Below are 20,724 nucleotides of genomic sequence, written 5' to 3'. Positions count from 1 at the left end.
CCCGCCCGGCAGCGGAAGCGGCGGCAGCAGCGGCAGCGGCGTGTTCAGGCCGGTGGGGTGCCGGCACGGAAGGCGACGAGGGCGGTGTCGTCGCGGTGGTCGGACAGCTCCTGGAGGCGGCCGAGCAGGTCGGCCAGCGGAAGGTGCCGGTGGCCGGCGGCCGACCGGGCGAGGCGGTCCTGGCCGTCGGTGAGGGACGTGGTGGGGGTCTCGATGAGGCCGTCGGTGTACAGGAGCAGGGTGTCGCCGGGGTGGAGTTCGTGGTGGTGGGTGGTGCGGGGCGCGCCGGTGTCGACGCACAGCGGCAGGTCCCCGCCCGCGCCCGTCAGGTAGCGGGTCGGGCCGTGAGCGGGCACGAGGAGGGGCGGCGGGTGGCCGGCGTTGGACCAGGCGAGGTGCCAGGTGCGGTCGGGCCGGGGTGTGAGGTGGGCGTGGACGGCGGTGGTGAAGGGGGCGCGGGCCAGCCCGTCGGCGACGGTGTCGAGCTGTACGAGCACTTCGCCGGGCTGCGAGGTGGGGCCGCAGGTGTAGGCGAGGGCGCGGAGCATGCTGCGCAGCTGGCCCATGGCGGTGGCGGCGGTGATGTCGTGCCCGGCGACGTCGCCGATGTCGAGGACGAGGGTGCGGTCGGGGAGGGTGAAGGCGTCGTACCAGTCGCCGCCGATCTCGGTGGTGGTGGACGAGGGCTGGTAGCGCGCGGCCAGCTCGGCGCCGGGGATGTCGGGCAGGGCGGTGAGGTGGGCGCGTTGCAGGTCGAGGGCGGTGCGGCGGGCCTGCTGGTGGTCCAGGAGGATGCGGATGGGCTGTTGCGCGTGGTGGAGGACCTCGTGGAGCAGGTCGGTGTCGTCCTTGCCGGGCGGTGGGCTGTCACCGCAGGTGACGGTGACGGCGTAGCCGTAGACGGCGTCGGCGACGATCAGCGGGAGGAGGGTCAGGCTGGTGGCGCCGACGGCGGCGAGCCAGTGCGCGGTGGCGGCCGGTACCAGGTGCGGGGGGACGGCACCGGCGGGAAAGGTGACGGTCTGCGGTGCGCGCCGGTCCAGCGCCTCGCGCAGGGCCGGGGAGAGCGGGAGATTACGTCCGCGCAGGGGTGGGGGCTGCGGCAGGCCGGTCCGGACGGCGGTGGCGAGACGGGTTGCGGTCCGGGCCTCGGTAGGTGCCTCGGGTTCGGGCAGTGGCCATTCGGGCTGGGTGAGGGTCAGGATCAGGCAGGCGTCGGCGAGTTCGGGGACGATCGCGTTCGCGACGGCCTGGAAGGCCCGGCTCAGGGCCGTACCGCTACCGGGGCCGCTACCGGTACCCGTATCGGCAGTGCCGTGGGCGGTGTCGGTGCCGCCGGCGATGGCCGTGAGGAGGCTCTCGCGCAGCCGGGCCCGCCAGGTGTCCTCGACGTCGCTGGTGGCGGAGATCCACTCCACGATGCGGCCCTCGTGCAGGACGGGCACGGCGCGGGAGAACATGTGCCGGTACCCGCTGGTGGTACGGGTCCGGAAGGTGCACTCGAAGACCTCGGGCGGATCGGCCTCGGCGGCCGCCCGCCAGGCCTCCCCCACGTTGGCGAGGTCGCGGGGGTGGATCACCTCGGACCAGCCGGAGTCCGCGCGCGAGCGCCAGGGCGTGCCGGTCAGCCGCTCCCAGCCGGGCAGGATCTCGCGCATGGTGCCGTCGGGGCGCATGAGCCACAGCGTCTGCGACACCGCCGACGCCAGGGCCTCGTACCGTTGCAGCGCGTCGGTGGCCTGCGTGGTGTCCATCGCCACCACGAGGATCCCCGTCCCCTCCCGCCCGACGGCGACGGGACTGCACGAGTAGACGAAGTGCCTGGCCCGCTCCCCCCCGCGCGGCTGCGTGTCGTACGTGCCCTCCGACAGCCGCTCGCAGCCGCTCACGCGGACGGCGTCCAGGAAGTCGGGGAACCGTCGGCCGTCCGGGTCGGGGAACGCCTCGGCGGCCGGCCACCCGATCCGGTGGTCGCCGAACAGCCGGGCGAACGCCGCGTTGGTGTAGATCAGGCGGCGCTCGGGCCCGGCCAGCAGTGCGACGGCGGCCGTCGCACCGTCGAACACCCGCAGGTCCGGGACCGCCTCCCCCCTCACCACGGCGGCACCCCACCAGGGCCGAGCACCCCGGCAGACACGGCGTGGTCCGCGGGCATCGCGCCGGTCGGCGATCCGGACATCGGCTCCTCCCCGGACGTGCCCCCGCCTGCCGGGGGTCTCGTGTCACGAGTCTGGTGTCTGGGGCGCGCTTCGGCACGCAGGCCGCACCACCGCGCCGGCCCCGGGCGGTGGGTGGATCATCCGGAGGAGCGGCTTCGGCGAGCGGCCCGGCCCCCGCGGTCCGACGGTCCGACGGTCGGCGTGCGGTGGCACCGGCCGGTCCGTCAGGTTCACCCAGTCCGTCCAGGGCGTCAGGTTCACCCAGTTCACTCAAGGCGGCAGGACGGTAGGGCGGCAGGGCGGCAGGGCGACGGGGCCGCGAGGAGATCACGAGCCCGGCCCCTTCAGCCCGCGAGACGCCGACGGCGGGCCCGTTGCCGGCAGGTCGCACCGCAGTAACGTACCGGGCGGCCGGTGGGCCGGGCGGTGAGCGCCGCCCCGCACTCCTCACAGCCCGCGGGGGTCCGCCCGCGGACCCCGGAGCCGTCACGAAAGTCGTGCCGTTCCGTGACATCGGCGGACGGCCGCAGACCGTCCAGGGTCAGTCGCACGAGTCCGAGGCCTGCCGATCGGTCGCGGCGGGCGGCGAGCATCGAGGCGCACCCGACGGTGAGTGCGACGACGTCGTCGGGGCCGATGTCGGCACGGACACCACCGGCCCGCTGTGCGGCGTGGAGCAACGCGGTCAGGACCTGACGGAACCGCAGCACGGCCGCGGTGAGCACGGGGCGCGGCCAGCTCGCGTCGGCGGCGGCGACATCGCACAGGTGCCCACGCCGGTGGGACTTCTCCACGGCGTCCAGCAGGAATCCGAAGAACGCCTCGGTGGGCTCGGACCGGGCCGTCCGCCGCTCGCCGGAGGCGGCCATGTCGTTCAGGTGCTGGGCGAACACCGCCTCGAGGAGGGCCTGTTTGCTCGAGAAGTGCCGGTACACGGTGCCGGCTCCGACACCCGCCCGGCGTGCGATCTCGCCGAGCGGGACGCCGAGTCCCTGCTCGGCGAACGCCTCGCCGGCGGCGGACAGCACCCTGGCCCGGTTACGGCGGGCGTCGGCCCGGTCGCCGTCACCGATCGCTGCGGTCATGTCACGAAACCCCTTGTACGCCCGGCTCAACCGGGTTGAGTATTCCAGATACCCCCGGGTTCACCACCCTGTCCGTGGCAACCGCCCCGGGGAAATGGGAGGACGACATGACCACCGGACCCACCCGTTCCGTCACCGGCCCTGCCCAGGGCCCCGTCGCCGTGACCGGCGCCACCGGCAAGCAGGGCGGCGCGACCGCACGCCGGCTACTGGCCGGCGGCCGGCCGGTGCGCGCACTGGTACGGGACACGTCCGCACCCGCCGCTGTGGCACTCGCGGACGCAGGAGCCGAACTGGCCCTCGCGGACCTCGACGAGCCGTCGAGCCTGGCGGCGGCACTGGACGGCACCACCGCTCTGTTCGCCGTGCCGCCGGTGGCCTACGGGCCGGCCGGCAGCAACCCGGAACTCGAGTTCACCCGCGGCCGGGACCTCGCCGACGCGGCGGCAGCCGCAGGAGTCCGCCACGTGGTGTTCACCGGCGTCGCCTCGGCCTCGGGCGACGGACCCGCCGCCCCGGGAAAGCGACGCATCGAGCAGTACCTGCGCGAGCAGATCCCACTCGTGACCGTGCTGCGCCCGGTGCGGTTCATGACGAACTACCTCGGGGTGTCCGGCATCGGCCTCGACGGGTTCGCCGACGGCGTCCACCGGCACCTCTTCCCGCCGAACGAGCCTGCCCAGATCATCGCCCTTGAGGACATCGCCGAGTTCGCCGCCCTGGCCTTCGAACAACCGGACCGGTTCGCCGGACGGACCCTGGAACTGGCCGGTGACGACCCGACCCCGGCCGAGGCCGTCGCCGCGATCGGCGCAGCGACCGGAATCCCGGTGCGCTACGAGCAGCTCACCCACGAAGAGGCCGCCGCGCTGAACCCGGAGATTGCGGAGACCCGGCAGCAGTGGATCTCCGGCCGGCGCTGGCACGCCGACATCGAGGCACTGCGGGTCATCCACCCCGGACTGCGGACCCTGGCGGACTGGCTCTCCGAATCGGGCGCCGCCGCGCTGCGCACCCGTCTGCTCGGTACCCCGTAGCAGGTTGGTCCAGAGGGACACCGGACGGGACGTCCGCCGACGTACTCGGACGAGGTCCGCCGGGACGCCTCCGCGTCGGGCCGCCGCCCTCCCGGTCGGGGCCACGGGCGCGCAGCACCGTACGTGTCCGGGTGACCCCGGGGGTGGGCCGGGCCGACCTCGAATCCGGCCAGGTCGCACCTCCGACGGTCACGTCCTCGCCCAGGCGGCCGCCAGGACGCCGTACTCCATCGCCACGGCCCACAGCTCCCCCGCCGTCGGACGGACGCCCGGCACGGCGTTCATCGCGGCTTCGGCGTTCATCGCGGCGAAGCCCCACAGCTCCCGGCGCTCCCCGAAGCTCTCCGCCTCCGCCGCACGCAACGCGGCGAGGACGCCCCGGGCCGTCACGGGTGCGGCAGGCGGGTGCGGGAGAAAGGCCCACGGCTCGGTGGGGCTGTCGCCGAGGGGGTGGGCGGGGCGGGTGACCTGACCGGTGGAGTCGCGCATGCCCTCCACGGTGCCACCCGGATCTGACAGGCCGTCGACGGCGCACCCGCCGCCCGGGCCGGACACCCCGGTGCCGGAGGGGAATCGCCGCCGAGGTCGGCGCCGCCCGGATCGGCGCCGAGCCGTCCACGCCGGAGCCCTGGAGGAGGGGCGGGACCTGCTGACCGCTCGCCGCACAGCTCGGCCCTCCACCGCGTATGACGTACGGTCGGGAAAGCCGGGGACGGCCGTGCCGAGGCCCTATGGCCCTACGGCCCCACGGGCCGAGGCAGGGCGGGCGCGGCGGTCATGTCGAGCAGGAGCAGGGCGTCGTGGTCGGGCGTGCCGGGTTCGGCGGTGTAGACGCCGAAGCGCTGGCCGGGGGTGCCTTCGAGGGCCATTCCCTGGAAGGAGAGGGTGATCCTTCCGATGTCGGGATGGTGGAAGGTCTTGGTGCTGATCTTGCGGCCGGTGACGTCGTAGCGGTCCCACAACCTGGCGAAGTCGGGGCTCTTGAGAAGGAGTTCTCCGACGAGCCGAGTGAGGTCGGGGGCGTCGGGGTCGGTCCCCGCCAGGGCGCGCAGGCGCGAGACGCAGTGGCGGATCTGGTTGTCCCAGTCAGGGAAGACCTCGCGGGCGGCCGGGTGGAGGAAGAGGTAGCGGCCCAGGTTGCGCTGGGTGGCGGGCCAGCCCTCGATGCCCGCGTACAGGGCGAGGCCGCCGGGGTTGTGGGCCAGGACGTCCATGCTGCGGCTGACGACGTAGGCAGGGTTCGGCCGCACCGTCTCCAGCAGCAGCTTCAGGTGAGGGCGAACGGTGCGGCTGGGCTCGGCTGCGGTCCGGGGCAGGTAGCGGGCGGCTCGGACGGCGAGGTCGCGCAGGTGCTGGTGTTCGGCGTCGTCGAGCTGCAGCACGCGGGCGAGGGCGTCGACGACCGCGGGTCCGGGCCGGGTCTCCTTGCCGCGTTCCAGACGGGTGTAGTAGTCGATGCTGACACCGGAGAGGGTGGCGAGCTCCTCGCGGCGCAGACCGGGGGTGCGGCGCACACCGGGGCCGGGGGTGAGGCCGGCGGACTGCGGGCTGGTCTGGGTGCGGCGGGCACGCAGGAAGCGTGCCAGTTCGTCGCCGCCGTGCTGCTCGGATGCCATGGGGCCAGTGTCCCTCCGCCACCGGCGTGGTGCGCCCGCCCAGGGGGGCCCTGTCACACCCTGGCAGATCTCGGCCTGCCTGGAGCCGGCGCGACGGGGCAGAGTGGATCGTGTCGCCCGGCGAACGGCCTCGCTCCCGGCGACCCGCAGCGCATGGCGGCGCGCATCATCGAATCCGTCGACACCGAACCGGCCCCGCTGCGGATGGTCCTCGGCTCCCAGGCCCTGGACTCCACCCTCGGCGTGCTGCGCCAGCGGATCGACGCCTTCGAGGCCCAGCGCGACCTGGCCGCCTCCACGGACTTCCCCGCCGGCCAGTGACACTCCCCCGAGCCGCACGCGGAAACGGGCCGGAACGTCCGGCCGCCCCCACGCACCCGAACCACAAGGAGACCCCCGTGCAGACCGTCACCCTGAACAACGGCGTCACGATGCCGATCCTCGGCTTCGGCGTCTACCAGATCCCCGCCGAGCGGACCGAGCAAGCCGTCTCCGAGGCCCTCGCCACCGGCTACCGGCTCCTGGACACCGCCGCGGCCTACGGCAACGAGAAGGCCGTCGGCCACGCGATCAAGAACAGCGGCATCCCCCGCGAGGAGCTGTTCGTCACCACCAAGCTGTGGGTCCAGGACGCCCCCGCCCAGGACAACACCCGCCGCGCCCTGGAGGCATCCCTGGCCAAGCTCGGCCTGGACCACGTCGACCTGTACCTGATGCACCAGCCCTACGGCGACGTCTACGGCCAGTGGCGCGCGATGGAGACCGCCAACCGCGAGGGCCTGGCCCGGGCGATCGGCGTCGCCAACTTCCACCCCGACCGGCTCCTGGACCTCGTCCTCAACAACGAGATCGCCCCGGCGGTCGACCAGATCGAGACCCACCCCTTCTTCCAGCGCGGCCCCGACCACGACCTCATGCGCGAGCAGGGGGTGCAGCACCAGTCCTGGGGCGGCTTCGCCGAGGGCAAGAACGACCTGTTCACCCACCCCGTCCTGAGCGGGATCGGCACGGCACACGGCAAGTCCGTGGCGCAGGTCGTGCTCCGCTGGCTGATCCAGCGGAGCATCGTCACCATCCCCAAGTCGGTCGACCCCGGCCGGATGGCGCAGAACTTCGACGTCTTCGACTTCGCCCTCACCGACGACCAGATGACGCGGATCGCCGCCCTCGACACCGGCAAGACCCTGTTCTTCGACCACCACGACCCCGAGATGGTCGCCTGGCTCAGCAAGCGCCGCCTGGACGGCTGACCGCCGGGCCACGCGGGCAGCCGGCCCGCTGCCCGCAGGAGTCGGCCACCGCGCGGCACCGGGAGCAGGGTGCTGCCCGTGCTACGGGAACCGGGCATCGCCCGGCTCCTCGCCCGGGGCGACGGCATCGCCCCGATCCCTCACGGGCCGGTCAGGGCGTGGTGCGGCCGTCGGACTCGGCACGGAGCTCGGCACGGAGCTCGGCGAGGATCTCCCGGGTGCGCACGGTGTAGGGATGGTCCGGTCCCAGTGTCTCCTCGCGTCCGGTGACCACCTCGGCCATCAGGTCGACGGCCTCCGGGAGGTGGCCGGTGGCCGCCCGCGTCCGGGCGTGGAGCAGCTGGGCGGAGACGGTGACGGGGAAGCGTGGGCCGTACAGCCGCAGGTAGTCGGCGAGGACGGCGGCCGCGAGCCGGTCGGCTTCCTCGGCGCGGTCGCCGAGTTGCCAGAGGGCGTAGGCGTGGTTGTGCCGGCCGACCACGGTGACCGGGTGGTCGGCGCCCAGGTGGTGCAGGCAGTCGGCGGGGAGGTCGCGGTCGACCTCGCGGCGCAGTTCGTCTCCTTCGAGGTATTCGAGTTGGTTGGCCCGGGTGTACAGGGTGAGTGGGTGGGCCGGGCCGAGGATGCGTTCGCGGCCTTCGGCGACGCGGGCGAGGAGGGCGTGGGCCTCCGCGTGGTGCCCTTCGAGCTGCAGGAGGGGGAACTGCAGGGCGAAGGCGCTCTCCAGGGTGTCCGGGTGGTCGGGGCCGAGGAGTCGTTCGCGGACGCCGAGCACGCGCCGGTGCAGGGCTGCGGCGTCGGTGAAGCGGCCGAGCCGGAACAGCGAGCGGCCCTCGCGGGTGCGGGCGGTCAGGGCGGCGTCGTGTTCGGCGCCGAGGCGGGATTCGGCGAGGTCTGCGCAGGTGCGGGCGAGTTCGTGGGCGGTGAGGTACTCGCCGGTGCGGTGCAGTGCGGTGGCGAGCCGCACCGTGACGGCGAGCGCGTGGACGGTCACGGCAGGGTCGGTGGTGTGCCGCAGGAGGGCGGTGCAGTGCGGGGCGAGCAGTCCGAGGTACGGATCGCGCGGGCCGCGGGTCGGCTGCGGCGGGACCGCCCCGTCGAGCCGGGCGACCGCGGCGGCGAGCAGTTCCCCGTGCCGGTCGGACGGGGTGCGGCGGGCGACGCTGTCGAGCACGATCCCGTGGGTGCGCAGGCAGCGGATGCCGTCTCGGCCGAGGTGGGTGAGGGAGTGGTCCAGCAGGCCGCGCAGGGCGGGTTCGACGCGGGTGCGAGGGAGTCCGGGAATGGGCGCCGGGCCGGCCAGCAGCTGGACCGGCAGAGGGTCGGACCCCCAGCAGGCGAGCAGTTGCAGCAGGGTGGTGGCCTCCGGGAGCCCTCGTGCGGTGAGTGCGTCGAGGGAGAGCTGCCAGGTGGTACCGAGCAGCAGGCGGTCGTCGCCGGTGTCCGGGTCGGTGCCCTCGTAGAGGGCGGCGAGTCCCTGGCCGTCGTCGAGGCTGCGCTCGTAGTCGGCCATGGTCCAGGGGTCGAGCACCTGGTTGGCGAGGAAACCGCCGGCGAGGGTGAGAGCGAGCGGCAGCCGTCCGAGCCGGTCGGCTATCCGTTCGGCCTCCTCCACGGAGCCGGCTTCCGGGGCGAGGTCGTGCAGCACCCGGGCGGCGTCCGCCCGGGGCAGCACGCCGACGTGCAGCAGCTCGGCCTCCGGCCACCATCGTCCGGCCGCCTGGCGGGTGGTGACGAGCACCACGCCGGACGGGCTGCTGCGGAGCCAGCCGCCTTCCTGCAGCACCGCGGGGTCGTCCGCGTTGTCGAGGACCAGCAGCCAGGGCCGGTCGGAGCGGTCGAGGAGGTCCCAGGCGAGGTCGGCGCCGGCCCGCAGGCCGCTGCGGGCGGCGATGAGCTCGCCTTCCCGGGCGCCCCGGTCGGCGGCGACGGCGAGCATGCCGGAGCGCAGGCCCGCGGCACCGGAGGCGTTCACCCAGAGGCACAGGCGGCCGGCGTTCTCGGCGGCGCGCCGGAAGAGGGTGTGGGCGACGGCGGTCTTGCCGGCGCCGCCGAGCCCGTGCAGGACGTGGACGGTGTCGGCCTGTCCGGGGCCGACGGCGGCTTCCAGCCGGTTCATCAGTTCGGTGCGGTCGCGCAGGACGAGCGGGGTTCGGCCGACGGCGGGCCGCCGTACGGAGTCCGGTCCGGACCAGTCGGGCGCGGCGTGGTGGTGCTCGGTGACGTGGAGGTCGCCGGCCGCCTGGTAGACCCGGCCGTGGCCGTCGGCCCGTCCGGACATCCGGTCGTCCGGCCTCACGGCAGGGGCCGCTCGGTGACGTGGATCGACTGCCCGGCCTGGTAGACGCGGGCGTTGCCGGAAGCCTGCGCGTTCTGCGTGAACGTGCCGGGTACGGCCTGCGGCAGGTGCGGGGTGAGCTCGTCGACCAGGGCGCGGAGCCCGGCGGCGGCGGCCGGGTCCGCGGCGAGCAGTCGACGGATCCGGCCCTGCCATTCGGCGCGCAGCTCGTCCTGAGCGGCGGTGTCGCCGGAGGCCCGGGCGTCGGCGAGGTCGTTCCGGGTCGCGTCCGCCTCGGCCGCCACCGCCTCGGCCCGCTCGGGGTGGGAGCGCCGCCACAGTCCGGCGAGGCCGTCGCGGGCCTGCTGCCAGACCTCGGTGGACAGCGCGGTGACGACGGCGCTCGCGGCGCTGCCGGCGAGCACAAGGAGTTCGGGATCCATATTTCCCCCGGATCTGGACCGTGACCTGACGGACTGTCGGGGGGATTGTAGTGCAGCCCTTGGCCAGGTCAGCAGGGCGAGGAGGACGTCGAGCCCGCGGTCGCCGGGCTGCCGCGGAGGTGGAGTCGAAGGTTCCACCTGGCCGAGCTCGTCGAGCGGGAGGGCCTCCCCTGGTAGCGCGCACCCGCAGGACCGTCGACCAGGACCGTCGACGGGCTGTCGCCGAGCTGTCGCCGGGGGCCGGCTGAACGACACCGGGGCCCGCCGGGGCGAGCTCACCGCCGAGCAGCTCGCCGGCTACGGGTGGAGTGGGCGTAGCGGGGCCGCAGCGGGTGCGGCGGTGCGCTGCCGGGCCGCAGCCCGAGCCCCGGCACCGGGGTGCGGCCGTGCCGGTGACCCACAGGCGCGCCTTCCGTGCACGACACCGACGGCGCGGAAGGGTGGAGGCTTCCACCCGGTACGCCGCACCGCGGACGGACCGGTCCCTGCCGCCGGGAAGGGGAGCCCGTGACCGGGACACCACGGGGTGACCGCCGAGGAGCCGTGCGCGCGACCATGCGCGCCCTGCTGACCACCGGCCTGCTCCTCGCCGCCTACTACCTGCTCCCCCTCGACTCCGCCTTCACCGCCGGCACCGTCGCCGTCCTCGCCGCAGGCATCGCCGCGGTCGCTCTGCTCCTGGCCCGGCAGGCCCGCGTCATCGCACGTTCCGCCCGGCCCCGACTCCGGGCCCTCGAAGGCCTCGCCACCGCGCTGCCGCTGTTCATCCTCCTGTTCTCCGCGACCTACTACCTGCTGGAGCGCAGCACGCCGGAGAGCTTCAGCGAGGTGCTGTCGCGCAGCGACGCCCTGTACTTCACGATGACGGTGTTCGCCACGGTCGGCTTCGGCGACATCACCCCGCGCAGCACCCCGGCACGGCTCCTGGCCACCGGACAGATGACGATCGACCTCATCCTGATCGGCGTCGCCGCGCGCATGCTGGTCGACGCCGTCCAGGAGGGCGTGCGGCAGCAGGGCCGCACGGCGGCCGCCGACGGCGGCAACGACGGCACAGCGGCCTGACCTCGGCCGGGCGGGCCCGTCACGGGGATGGCGGGGATGGCGCCGTGGGCGGTGTGGGCGGCGTGGGCGGGGACTGCGGCGTGGGCGGCGTGGGCGGGGACTGCGGCGTGGGCGGCGTGGGCGGGGATCAGGGCGCCGGGGGCCAGGACCCACAGCAGGGCGCGGCCGGTGAGCGGGGTGGTGGCGATCAGGGTCAGGTAGACCTCGGCGATCGAGCCCTTGGCGGTCAGCACGTCGGCACCGCCGAACAGCTCCGCCAGCAGGTACACGGACGCGTCGACGATCAGCCACGAGGCGAGGTTCGCCCCGATCCACCACGCCCAGCGTCGGGTGACCGCACGCAGCACCATCGACTGCGACAGGCCCAGCAGGGGCCCCAGCGCAAGGGACTGGCTGGCGGCCAGCAGGTAGGCCGTCGACGCGTCCTTGCCGGTGTCCTGCGCGTCGATCACGGCGGGCATGATCACCAGCAGCCAGGCCAGCAGGGCCGGACCGACGTTCGCGGTGACCCAGGCCTTGCGGGGCACCGGCACCCGCTCCCCGACCACCCGCCACTGCAGCGACCCCAGCACCCCGCCGAACAGCACCGCACCCCCGGTGGCGATCAGCAGCCCCACCACCGTCCCGCCGCTGGCCAGGGACAGGTGCAAAACGTTGCTCCCCACGGCGGCCAGCAGGAAACCCACCGTCAGCACCGTGACGAACGCGACCGTGTTCCAGAGGATCCACAGCCAGTACAGCCGGGCGTCCCACCCGGAGCCCGGGACCACCCGCCGGCCGGCACCGGAAGCAGTCATCATCCACTCCTCGGGACACCCCCGGTTCGGACGCCCTCAGTGTCGTCCGGGCCCGATCCCGTGTCCACACGGCCGCGGCCGTCCGCCGGGCTCCCGGCGTGGACCGGGCGGGGCGGGGGCTTCGGCCGCGAGGTTGACGCCGATGGCGAGCAGGCCGACGGCCAGCCGGGGGCGTCGACGGCTCATGCGGCCAGCCACCAGCGCATGCCTCCTGATCGGGCACGGTCCACCAGGCCCCGGCCGCGGCCGGCGAGGAGACCGAGCGCGTAGCCCGCGGCGGCCCCGATCAACGCGCCCAGCACCACGTCGTGGGGGTAGTGCACGCCGACCAGCACCCGCGAGACGCCCATGGCCACGGCCAGGACCAGGGCGAGGGCACCGAGGCGGCGGTCCACCAGCCACAGCACGGCCGCGCCGGCGAACACGATGACGGTGTGGTTGCTCGGCAGTGCCCAGTCCCCCGCGGCCGGGCAGGCCTCCAGGGTGGGTCCGGCCGGCAGGACCCGGCACGGGCGGGGCTCGCGCAGCACGCCCTTGAGCGCGGTGTCGGCCGCGAAGGCCGCGACCACGCACAGCGGTGCGGCCAGCGCCCGGGCCATCACCGCGCCGTCGGTGCGGCGGGCACGCCACCACGCCACGAGCATCAGCACGGCCAGGAGGCCCAGACCGTAGGCGGAGAACGCCGCGATCGCGTCCCGCACGGCGGACGGCAGGTGCTGGGCGAAGTGGTCCGCGCGCAGGTACAGGCCTCCGTCCACGGCGCGGCCGTCGAACGCCGCCAGGGCGTGTCCGGCAGCCATCAGGCCCTCGCCCGGCGGCGGGAGCGCAGCAGTTCCAGTACCAGTGGCAGCAGGGACACCGCGACGACCACGGCGACGATCGGCAGGAGGTACCGGTCGACGTTCGGCACGGAGGAGCCGAGGGCGTAGCCGGCGAGAACCAGGCCGAAGGTCCACACCAGGCCGCCGACGACCTGCCAGAGGGTGAAGGGGCGGGCCTTGACGCCGAGTGCGCCGGCGAGCGGGTTGAGGACGGTGCGCACGACGGGCACGAAGCGGGCGAGGACGACGGCCTTGCCGTGGCCGTAGCGGTTCAGGAGCTCCTCGGCGCGGGCGGCGCCTTCGTGGAGGTGCTTGTTGCGGGAGCGGGCGAGCAGCGCCGGCCCGCCACGGCGGCCGATGACATAGCCGGCCTGTGCGCCGGCGAGGGCGCCGACCGCGGCCGCGGCGAGGACCTGGGCGAGGTCGAGGTGGGGGCCGCTGTGGGCGCCGGTGGTGCAGAGCAGTCCGGCGGTGAACAGCAGGGAGTCGCCGGGCAGGAAGAAGCCGACGAGCAGGCCGGTCTCGGCGAACAGGACGACGGCGATGCCGAGCGCACCGAACGCGCCGAGCAGTGATCCCGCGTCGAGCGGGTTGACGGCCGGCAGGCCGGACGAGAGGTGCATCGGTCTGCGCCTTTCCGTGAGGAGAGTGGGATGCGGAGTGTCGGTCGCACCCCCGGTCGCCCCCGCCCCTCCCCGGGGAGTGGGGCGGGCCGCAGGGCGGGTGCGGGGGTGCGGCGAGTCAGCCGCCCAGGACCGTGTTGCCGGTCAGGGCGCCGCCGGTGCCGTCGACGGTCACCACGTGCCGGACCCCGTCCGTGCCGACGACCACGGCCTGCCACGCCCGGCCACCGCCCTGCTGCGCGACCGCGGTGAGCGACTCGACCCTGCCTCCGGGGACGGCGGCGGCGGCCTTGACCACCGCGTCCGCGCCGCCGCCTATCACCACCACGGCCGCGCCGGGCCGGCGAAGCCGTCTCCAAGCGGGAGATCCTCGACGAGGTGTGGGACAGCGGCCCCGACAGCGACCCCAACACCGTGGAAGTCCACATCAGCGCCCTGCGACGAAAGATCGACACCCCGTTCGGGCGCTCCGCCGTGCAGACCGTCCGCGGCGCCGGCTACCGGCTGGCGGTCGACGGTGGCTGACCCGACCCCAGGCCCAGGCACCGGCACCGGCACCGGCACCGGCACCGGCCCAGGCCCAGGCACCGCGCGCGGCCGCCCTGATCGCACGCACCGCGCCGCGCTCGGTCCGCACCCGCACGACACTGGCGGCCTGCGCCAGCGTGGCCGTCGTCCTGCTCGCCGCCTCGGCCGCCGTCCTCGTGCTGCTGCGGGTCAACCTGGAGCACACCGTGGAGACCGGCGCCCGCGAGCAGGCCCTGGTCGTCGCCCGCCTCGCCGCCGAGGGACACCTCCCCGGACAGCTCCCGCTCGACCACGGCACCGACTTCGTCCAGGTCGTCGACGCCGACGGCAGGGTGGTCGCCGCCAGCCAGAACCTCTCCGGCCGCCCCGCCCTCGCCCCCACCGGCACCGCCGACGGCCACGACACCTACAACCTCGGCGACCTCGGCGAAGAGCACCACCAGCGCGTCACCACCGTCACCACGACCACCCCCGCCGGCCCCCTCACCATCCGCGTCGGCGCCTCCCTGCGCACCGCCGACACCGCCGAGGACCTCACCACCGTCGCCCTCGCCGCCCTCAGCGGCCTCCTGCTGCTCACCGTCGGCGCCCTCACCTGGCGCGCCGCCGGCCACGCCCTGCGGCCGGTCGAGGCCATCCGCGCCGAGGTCGCCGCCATCGGCGACCGCGACCTCGACCGCCGTGTCCCCGACCCCCGCAGCGACGACGAGATCGCCCGCCTCGCCGACACCATGAACGCCATGCTGGAGCGCCTCGAAGCCGCCGGCGCACGACAGCGCCGGTTCATCGCCGACGCCTCCCACGAACTGCGCAGCCCTCTCGCGGTGCTGCGCACCCAGCTCGAAGTCGCGATCAAGCACCCGGACCCCGGTGTCCGGGCCGACCTGGTGGAGGGTGCCCTGCAGGACACCGAACGCCTCCAGTCGCTCGCCACCGACCTCCTGCTGCTCGCCCGCCTCGACGCGGCCGGCAACGAGCGGTCCGCCGAAGCCGTCGACCTCACCGAGCTCGTGCACACCACCGTCCGGACCCGCGGCGCCGAGCGCCACCCGGTCACCGTCCGCACGCCCGCCGAGGTCACCGTCCCCGGGAACCCTCTGTGGCTGGGCAGGCTGCTGACCAATCTCCTCGACAACGCCCAGCGCCACGCCCGTCACGGCGTCACCGTCCACCTCGACACGGACGGGACGTCGGGCCGGGCCGTCCTCGACGTCACCAACGACGGCCCCCCGATCGCCCCGGACGACCGGGAGAAGATCTTCGAACGGTTCGCCCGCCTCGACGACGCCCGCAGCCGCGACGACGGCGGCACCGGCCTCGGCCTGCCCATCGCCCGCGACATCGCCGCCGTCCACGGAGGCAGCCTCACCGTCCTGGACGCACCCGGCGCCACCACCTTCCGCACCACCCTCCCCACCGCCCTCCCCACCGCCCTCCCCACGGGGCAGGCACCGCCGGACCGCAGGTGAACCCCGCCGCCGCGGGGCGGGTTCCGGGCACCCGGTCCCGCTGCGACGGACCGGGCCCGGCGCGTCGGCGGGGTCGCGGAAGGTCAGCGGGCCGCGAGCAGGTAGCGGTGCTCGGGGCGGCCGGTGTCGCCGTAGCGCAGTGACAGCCGGAGCCGGCTGTCACGGGCGAGCTGTTTGAGGTAGCGCTGCGCGGTGGAACGCGACAGCCCGGTCTCGTCGGCGACCTCCTGGGCGGAGAGCGGCCGGCCCGCCCGCCTCAGCGCGCCGATCACGAGATCGGTGGTGGGCGCGCTGTGGCCCTTGGGCAGCGAGGCCACGGGCGAGGCCGCGGTGCGCAGCGCGGCGAACATCCGGTCCACCTCGTCCTGACAGGCCTCCCGGGCCGCCGGCCCGGCGAGGGCGTGGCGCAGCTCGGCGTAGCCGGTGAGCTTGTCCCTCAGCCCGGCGAAGCTGAACGGCTTCACCAGGTACTGCAGGGCGCCGTGCTGCATCGCCGCGTGCACGGTGGAGACGTCCCGGGCGGCGCTGACCATCATGACGTCGCACCCGATGCCGGCCTCCCGGAGCCGCCGCACCAGGGCGAGCCCGTTCTCGTCCGGCAGGTGGTGGTCGAGGAGCACCAGGTCGGCCGGGTGGCGTTCCAGCGCCGCAAGGGCCTGGGCCGCGGTGTGCACCGTGCCGGTGACCCGGAAGCCGGGGATCTTCGCCACGTACGCGGCGTGCACGTCGGCGACCCGGAAGTCGTCGTCCACCACGAGTACGTCGATCATGCGGTCTCCACGGTGAGCAGGGCCCCGGGCAGTTCCACGGTGAAGCCGGCGCCGCCGAGCGGGCCGTCGGAGACGGCGACCCGGCCTCCGGAGTGCTCGACCACCCGGCGGACCATCGCCAGGCCGAGGCCGCGCGGACGGTGGGGCGGGGCGTCCTTGCTGGTCCAGCCCTCCTCGAAGATCAGTTCGCGGAGTTCGGGCGGCACTCCCGGGCCGCTGTCCGCCACCTCCACCAGCAGGGTCGGTCCGACCGGGCGGAGCCTGACCTCGACGGTGCCGCCGGTCATGGCGTCGAGGGCGTTGTCGACCAGGTTGCCGATCACGGTGACCAGGGCGCGGGCGTCCACCGCGGCGTCCGGCAGGTGGCTGTCGGGGGTGACGGTCAGCCGGACGCCGCGTTCGGCGGCGACCGCGGCCTTGCCGGCGAGCAGCGCGGCCACGTGCGGGTCCTGGACCTGTTCGCCGATCCGGGCGGCGAGGGCGGCGTGCGAGCCGGACTGCTCGGAGATGAACGCGGCGGCCTGGTCGTGCCGGCCGAGTTCGAGCAGGCCGAGCAGGGTGTGCATGCGGTTGGCGTGCTCGTGGTCCTGGGCGCGGAGCGCCTCGGTGAGGCTGCGGGTGTTGTCGAGTTCGCGTACCAGCGACTCCAGTTCGGTGCGGTCGCGGAGGGTGGTGACGGCGCCGCCGTCGGCGGTGGCCATCCGGTTGACCACCAGGACCCGGTCGTCGCGGACGGCGGGCAGGTCGGTGCCCTCGATCCGGCCGGTCAGCACGTCGGCCAGGCGGCCGGGGGGCAGGGCCTCGTCGACCGTCAGTCCGCCGCAGCCGTCCGGGAGGGCCAGCAGGCGCAGCGCCTCGTCGTTGGCGAGCCGGATGCGCCCTGCGGCGTCCAGCGCGACCATGCCCTCGCGGATGCCGTGCAGCATCGCCTCCCGCTCGACCAGCAGGGCGGCGATGTCGGCGACGGCGATGTTGTGGGTGCGGCGTTTGAGTCGCCGGGCGAGCAGCAGGGTGGCGGCGGTCCCGGCGGCCAGGCCCGCGCCGGCGCAGAGCAGGATGCCGCCCGTCATCGAGAGCAGCCGTCGGCGGATCGAGTCGTCGCTGATGCCGACGGACACCTCGCCGACGATCCGGCCGTCCGCGAGCCGCAGGGGCACCTTTCCGCGCGCGGTGCGGCCGAGGGTGCCGTCCTGGATCGCGGTGACGGTCTCGCCGCGCAGGGCGGGTTCCGGGTCGGTGGAGACCCGCTGGCCGATCCGGGCCGGGTCGGTGTGGGAGAGGCGGATACCGGCGACGTCGGTGACCACCACGAAGCTGGCGTGGGTGGCGAGGCGGATCTGTTCGGCGTTGCGCTGCACGGTGTCCGAGTCCCGGGCGGCGGCGGCCCGGGCGACGGTCTCGTCCGTGGCGGTCGCCTGGGCGATGGACAGGGCGCGCTGCATGGCGTCGCGGTCGAGTTCCCGGCTGACCGGTGCGAGGAACAGCCCCGCGGTCACCGCGGTGACGCCGACGGTCACCACGGTCTGGCTGAGCAGGAGCTGGGCGAAGACCCGGCGGGGCCAGTGCGGTCGTCTCATCGCGGCTCTCCTTCCAGCTCAGCGGGGTGGGGTGGGGAGTCACCCTATGTTTCCCGCGTGTTTCTGTCAGCCCCGCCCCCGCTGTTGTAGCGGAAGCAAAAAGAGCAGAACACCCCTCAACGCGGCAAAGCCGCGATACGCCCGCAAGGCTCCCGCCGTGCCCGCCCCGGCTCGTAGCGTCACGGCCCACAGCACCGAGCCGGCGACGACGCCGGCCGAGGAAGTAGGTGGTTCCCGTGAGCCCGGAGAAGGCCCGCACCGCCCCGGCGATCGAGTTGACCGGCGCGACCAAACGATTCCGGACGCCGTCCGGCGCCCTGCACACCGCCGTCCGGGATCTCGACCTCACCGTCGCGCCCGGCGAGTTCGTGGCCGTGGTCGGCCCGACCGGCTGTGGGAAGTCCACCACGCTGACCCTGGTCAGCGGTCTGGAGGAGCCCACCGAGGGCATCGTGCGGGTGCACGGCGAGTCCGTCGACGGCATCGACCCGCACGTCGGCTTCGTCTTCCAGCAGGACGCCGTCTTCCCCTGGCGCACCGTGCTCTCGAACGTCATGGCGGGCCCGCGGTTCCGCGGCGTCCCCGCCGGCGAGGCCCGTGCGAGGGCCCGCGACTGGCTGGGCCGCGTCGGCCTCGCCGCCTTCGAGGACCGCTACCCGCACCAGCTCTCCGGCGGCATGCGCAAGCGCGTCGCGCTCGCCCAGACCTTCGTCAACGACCCGAAGATCCTGCTCATGGACGAGCCGTTCTCCGCGCTCGACGTGCAGACCCGCGCCCTCATGTCCGATCAGCTCCTGGAGCTGTGGGCGGGCACCGGCTCGTCCGTCGTCTTCGTCACCCACGACCTCGACGAAGCCATCGCCCTCGCCGACCGCGTCGTCGTGATGACCGCAGGCCCGGCCACCGTCAAGGAGGTCTTCACCGTCGACCTGCCCCGCCCGCGCACCGTCGAGGCCGTCCGTCTGGAGCCGCGCTTCGTCGAGCTGTACCGCGAGATCTGGGCGTCGCTCGGCGAAGAGGTCCGCATCACCCGTGAGAGAGGAGCGGGTCGTGCCGCTTGAGACCGTCGTCACCGCGCCCGCCGCACCCGCCGCCACCCGCACCGAGGTCCGCGAACGCGCCGCCCGCCGGCGGAGGCTGACCGTGTACGCGGCCCGGGCCGGCGTCCTCGTCGCCTTCCTCGGCCTCTGGGAGGTCTGTGCCCGCACCGGCGTCGTCGACCCCTTCAACTTCTCGCAGCCGTCGAGGATCTGGGCACAGATCTGGCAGTGGATCGCCCACGGCACCGCCCAGGGCTCGCTCGGCGAACAGATCGGCTACACCCTCTACGAGGCGCTGACCGGCTGGGTGCTCGGCGTCGTCGGCGGTGTCCTGCTGGGCATCGCGCTCGGCCGGATCCGTTTCCTCGCCGACGTGTTCGGCCCGTACGTCAAGGTGCTCAACGCGATCCCCCGGATCGTCCTCGCGCCGATCTTCCTGATCTGGTTCGGCCTCGGCCCCGCCTCCAAGGTCGCCTCCGCCGTCGTCCTCGTCTTCTTCCCGGTCTTCTTCAACGCCTTCCAGGGCGCCCGCGAGGTCGACCGCAACCTCGTCGCCAACGCCCGCATCCTCGGCGCCGACAACCGCAGGGTGACCCTCCAGGTCGTCATCCCCGCCGCCACCACCTGGATCTTCACCAGCCTGCACGTCAGCTTCGGCTTCGCACTGATCGGCGCCATCGTCGGCGAGTACATCGGCGCCACCAAGGGCCTCGGCCTCCTGGTCGCCGCGGCCCAGGGCACCTTCAACGCCGCCGGCGTGTACGCCGCCATGACCATCCTCGCCGTCGTCGCCCTCCTCACCGAGGGCCTGCTCACCTTCGCCGAGAAGCGGCTCTTCCGGTGGAAGCCCGCCGACGCCGGCGACGGCCGCTGACCCCCGCCGCCCCCGGCCCCCTCACCTCCCGCTGTTCGAAAGAGGATCCCCCATGCGCAGAACCGCCGCCGCAGCCGCCGTCGCCGCGCTGCTCCTGTCCGCCACCGCCTGTGCCGACGACGCCGCGTCCTCCTCCCGTACCGGTGCCGCCCCGGCCGGACCCGCGGTCGACGGACCCAAGGTCAAGATCATGGTCGGCGGCCTCGACAAGGTCATCTACATGCCGGCCATGCTGACCCAGCGTCTCGGCTTCTTCGCCGAGGCCGGCGTCAACGTCGAGCTGATGAGCGAACCGGCCGGCGTCAACGCCACCACCGCCCTGCTCGCCGGCGACGTCCAGGGCGCGGTCGGCTTCTACGACCACACCATCGACCTCCAGGCCAAGGGCAAGAGCGTCGAGTCGGTCGTGCAGTTCTCGCAGGCGCCGGGCGAGGTCGAGGTGGTGTCGGCCAAGCAGGCCGGGGCGATCAGGACCGGGGCGGACTTCAAGGGCAAGAAGCTCGGAGTGACGAGCATCGGCTCCTCCACCGACTTCCTGACGAAGTACCTGGCCGTCAAGAACGGCGTCGACGTCAGCGAGTTCAGCCCGATCGCGGTCGGTGCGGGCCAGACCTTCATCGCCGCGATGCAGCAGGGCTCCATCGACGCCGGCATGACCACCGACCCGACCGTCGCCAACATCCTCGCCAAGAACCTCGGCACCGTCCTCTACGACATGCGCACCCCCGAGGGCTCCCGGGCGGCGCTCGGCGGCCTCTACCCGTCGTCGTCCCTGTACATGAACACCGCCTGGGTGAACGGGCACAAGGAGACCGTCCAGAAGCTCGCCGACGCCTTCGTCAGGACCCTCCGGTGGATGAACACCCACACCCCCGAGGAGATCGCGGCGAAGATGCCCGCCGACTACGCCCAGGGCGGCGCCGAGCTCTACGCGGCGTCCGTCAAGGCCACCCTGCCGATGTTCACGACCGACGGCGTCATGCCCCCGGACGGCCCGAAGACCGTGCTCGCCGTGCTCGGCGCCTTCCACCCGGACGTGAAGGGCAAGGAGTCGACCATCGACCTGACGAAGACCTACACCACCGAGTTCGTCTCCCGGGCCACCGGCTGACGGCCCCTCTCCTGACGGCCCCCGCCCGCTGGACAGCAGGCGGGGGCCGTCCGCCGGCACCTGCCGTCACCGGCTCTCGGCCGGCCATGGCGGAGACCTTCGCGGGCCGTGCCGGTGCCGGCGGGCGGATCACCGCGTACGGGTGTGCGGAGCCGCGCGGGACCTTCTAACGCCCATCCGT

Annotated in this window: 19 protein-coding genes and 1 pseudogene; 9 read left to right on the top strand and 11 right to left on the bottom strand. The window is 74.2% G+C overall.

All coding sequences use genetic code 11. From position 1 onward, the window contains the following. Nucleotides 1-44: 44 nt before the first annotated feature. Nucleotides 45-2,099, bottom strand: coding sequence for a SpoIIE family protein phosphatase (locus OG335_RS34755; RefSeq protein WP_405015131.1), 2,055 nt, complete (start codon nucleotides 2,097-2,099; stop codon nucleotides 45-47). Between the two features lie 404 nt (nucleotides 2,100-2,503). Next, complete coding sequence (locus OG335_RS34750; protein ID WP_405015130.1) at nucleotides 2,504-3,244, bottom strand: TetR/AcrR family transcriptional regulator; 741 nt, start codon at nucleotides 3,242-3,244, stop codon at nucleotides 2,504-2,506. 107 nt (nucleotides 3,245-3,351) lie between these two features. On the opposite strand from OG335_RS34750, the gene OG335_RS34745 reads away from it, so the two are divergent. After that, nucleotides 3,352-4,281 carry an NmrA family NAD(P)-binding protein gene (locus tag OG335_RS34745; protein ID WP_405015129.1) on the top strand — a complete coding sequence of 310 codons (930 nt, stop codon included), beginning with the start codon at nucleotides 3,352-3,354 and terminating at the stop codon, nucleotides 4,279-4,281. Nucleotides 4,282-4,470: 189 nt separating this feature from the next. Here the strand turns inward: OG335_RS34745 and OG335_RS34740 are convergent, their stop codons facing one another. Further along, nucleotides 4,471-4,770, bottom strand: a complete 300-nt coding sequence (locus OG335_RS34740) for a hypothetical protein (RefSeq protein WP_405015128.1) — start codon at nucleotides 4,768-4,770, stop codon at nucleotides 4,471-4,473. Between the two features lie 248 nt (nucleotides 4,771-5,018). Further along, nucleotides 5,019-5,897: a helix-turn-helix transcriptional regulator gene (locus tag OG335_RS34735; protein ID WP_405015127.1), complete on the bottom strand. Its 879-nt coding sequence runs from the start codon at nucleotides 5,895-5,897 to the stop codon at nucleotides 5,019-5,021. Between the two features lie 153 nt (nucleotides 5,898-6,050). Between OG335_RS34735 and OG335_RS34730 the strand changes: the two genes are divergently transcribed. Next, the gene (locus tag OG335_RS34730) at nucleotides 6,051-6,218 is read left to right on the top strand and encodes a hypothetical protein (protein WP_405015126.1); all 168 of its coding nucleotides are present in this window, start codon (nucleotides 6,051-6,053) and stop codon (nucleotides 6,216-6,218) included. A gap of 77 nt (nucleotides 6,219-6,295) precedes the next feature. Next, nucleotides 6,296-7,147 (top strand): aldo/keto reductase, encoded by an 852-nt coding sequence (locus tag OG335_RS34725; RefSeq protein ID WP_405015125.1) that lies wholly within the window; start codon nucleotides 6,296-6,298, stop codon nucleotides 7,145-7,147. A gap of 151 nt (nucleotides 7,148-7,298) precedes the next feature. Here the strand turns inward: OG335_RS34725 and OG335_RS34720 are convergent, their stop codons facing one another. Both OG335_RS34720 and OG335_RS34715 read right to left on the bottom strand, forming a co-directional pair. Then, nucleotides 7,299-9,428: a tetratricopeptide repeat protein gene (locus OG335_RS34720; protein WP_405015124.1), complete on the bottom strand. Its 2,130-nt coding sequence runs from the start codon at nucleotides 9,426-9,428 to the stop codon at nucleotides 7,299-7,301. Between the two features lie 14 nt (nucleotides 9,429-9,442). After that, the gene (locus OG335_RS34715) at nucleotides 9,443-9,868 is read right to left on the bottom strand and encodes a hypothetical protein (protein WP_405015123.1); all 426 of its coding nucleotides are present in this window, start codon (nucleotides 9,866-9,868) and stop codon (nucleotides 9,443-9,445) included. 507 nt (nucleotides 9,869-10,375) lie between these two features. Between OG335_RS34715 and OG335_RS34710 the strand changes: the two genes are divergently transcribed. After that, a complete protein-coding gene (locus OG335_RS34710; RefSeq protein ID WP_405015122.1) occupies nucleotides 10,376-10,933 on the top strand; it encodes a potassium channel family protein in 558 nt (185 codons plus the stop codon). A gap of 979 nt (nucleotides 10,934-11,912) precedes the next feature. Here the strand turns inward: OG335_RS34710 and OG335_RS34705 are convergent. The 3 genes from OG335_RS34705 to OG335_RS34695 form a co-directional block, all read right to left on the bottom strand. Beyond that, nucleotides 11,913-12,530, bottom strand: coding sequence for a phosphatase PAP2 family protein (locus OG335_RS34705; RefSeq protein WP_405015121.1), 618 nt, complete (start codon nucleotides 12,528-12,530; stop codon nucleotides 11,913-11,915). Next, a complete protein-coding gene (locus tag OG335_RS34700) occupies nucleotides 12,530-13,174 on the bottom strand; it encodes a DedA family protein (protein WP_405015120.1) in 645 nt (214 codons plus the stop codon). Before OG335_RS34700 ends, OG335_RS34705 begins: the two co-directional genes overlap by 1 nt. A gap of 118 nt (nucleotides 13,175-13,292) precedes the next feature. After that, the gene (locus OG335_RS34695) at nucleotides 13,293-13,502 is read right to left on the bottom strand and encodes a hypothetical protein (RefSeq protein ID WP_405015119.1); all 210 of its coding nucleotides are present in this window, start codon (nucleotides 13,500-13,502) and stop codon (nucleotides 13,293-13,295) included. A gap of 8 nt (nucleotides 13,503-13,510) precedes the next feature. On the opposite strand from OG335_RS34695, the pseudogene OG335_RS34690 reads away from it, so the two are divergent. Together OG335_RS34690 and OG335_RS34685 are read left to right on the top strand one after the other, a co-directional pair. Further along, a pseudogene (locus OG335_RS34690) lies at nucleotides 13,511-13,699 on the top strand (winged helix-turn-helix domain-containing protein); the annotation flags it as partial. Between the two features lie 140 nt (nucleotides 13,700-13,839). Further along, the gene (locus OG335_RS34685) at nucleotides 13,840-15,171 is read left to right on the top strand and encodes a sensor histidine kinase (protein ID WP_405015118.1); all 1,332 of its coding nucleotides are present in this window, start codon (nucleotides 13,840-13,842) and stop codon (nucleotides 15,169-15,171) included. Nucleotides 15,172-15,254: 83 nt separating this feature from the next. On the opposite strand, the gene OG335_RS34680 is transcribed toward OG335_RS34685, so the two are convergent. Together OG335_RS34680 and OG335_RS34675 are read right to left on the bottom strand one after the other, a co-directional pair. Beyond that, entirely contained in the window at nucleotides 15,255-15,941 is a 687-nt protein-coding gene (locus OG335_RS34680; RefSeq protein ID WP_405015117.1) for a response regulator, read from the bottom strand. Then, nucleotides 15,938-17,518, bottom strand: coding sequence for an ATP-binding protein (locus tag OG335_RS34675; RefSeq protein WP_405015116.1), 1,581 nt, complete (start codon nucleotides 17,516-17,518; stop codon nucleotides 15,938-15,940). Before OG335_RS34675 ends, OG335_RS34680 begins: the two co-directional genes overlap by 4 nt. Nucleotides 17,519-17,754: 236 nt before the next feature. Here OG335_RS34675 and OG335_RS34670 point away from each other — a divergent pair, with 236 nt between their 5' ends. The 3 genes from OG335_RS34670 to OG335_RS34660 are packed head-to-tail and all read left to right on the top strand — an operon-like array spanning nucleotide 17,755 to nucleotide 20,543. Then, nucleotides 17,755-18,579, top strand: a complete 825-nt coding sequence (locus OG335_RS34670; RefSeq protein WP_405015115.1) for an ABC transporter ATP-binding protein — start codon at nucleotides 17,755-17,757, stop codon at nucleotides 18,577-18,579. Continuing rightward, on the top strand, nucleotides 18,569-19,432 hold the full coding sequence (locus tag OG335_RS34665) for an ABC transporter permease (RefSeq protein ID WP_405015114.1): 864 nt from the start codon (nucleotides 18,569-18,571) through the stop codon (nucleotides 19,430-19,432). The genes OG335_RS34670 and OG335_RS34665 overlap by 11 nt, the downstream gene beginning before the upstream one ends. 52 nt (nucleotides 19,433-19,484) lie before the next feature. After that, nucleotides 19,485-20,543 carry an ABC transporter substrate-binding protein gene (locus OG335_RS34660; protein WP_405015113.1) on the top strand — a complete coding sequence of 353 codons (1,059 nt, stop codon included), beginning with the start codon at nucleotides 19,485-19,487 and terminating at the stop codon, nucleotides 20,541-20,543. Nucleotides 20,544-20,724: the final 181 nt, after the last annotated feature.

Source organism: Kitasatospora sp. NBC_01539 (assembly GCF_045040525.1).
Lineage (GTDB): Bacteria > Actinomycetota > Actinomycetes > Streptomycetales > Streptomycetaceae > Kitasatospora.
This window is presented reverse-complemented; position numbering and strand designations above follow the sequence as displayed.